The organism is Streptococcus infantis (genome assembly GCF_047463655.1).
Classification (GTDB): domain Bacteria; phylum Bacillota; class Bacilli; order Lactobacillales; family Streptococcaceae; genus Streptococcus; species Streptococcus infantis_Z.
Map to the genome: position 1 here is coordinate 1 of NZ_JASHDM010000041.1, position 520 is coordinate 520.

Genomic DNA, 520 nt, shown 5'->3' on the forward strand with positions numbered 1-520 from the left:
AGATTTTCTTGACCGCACAAAAAGATTGTTTAGCGAGTTTTATAAGTTTATCAGTCAGATAAGCAATACGCTTTTCAGAGATTCGTTTGGAGGTAGATTGACGGATAATCTTACACAATTCATTTTGAGATAGGTTTAATACAAACTCTTTGCATGGAAAAGCCATCACTAAATTCCAATATTGCTCTCCAGTTGCTTCTTAGCTTCCAGAGGATTCAGCTGTGTATAAGCGTAGCCGTATTCCTCAAGAAAGGCTCGAAGACGCCGAGAATAGACACCAGTAGCTTCAAATATAATCTCAGGGTTATGAACAGTTTTCAAGTCATTCAAAAGACGATTGAAGCCAATGGCGTCATTGAGCATAGTGTATCCATGAATCTTTTCACCGTTGACTAAAATTGCCACCTCAGAACTTGCCTTACTCACATCAATCCCAAATACTGTACGCATGATATTACCTCTTTTGTCTTGAATAATTCCGTGTTTTAGTGATTTTATTTTCAATACGCGACGTCTAGCG

At 38.1% G+C, this 520-nt stretch carries 1 pseudogene; it reads right to left on the minus strand.

Annotated elements, in window-relative coordinates:
- Positions 1–450, minus strand: a pseudogene (locus QM877_RS10250) (IS110 family transposase); the annotation flags it as partial.
- Between the last annotated feature and the right edge of the window lie 70 nt (positions 451–520).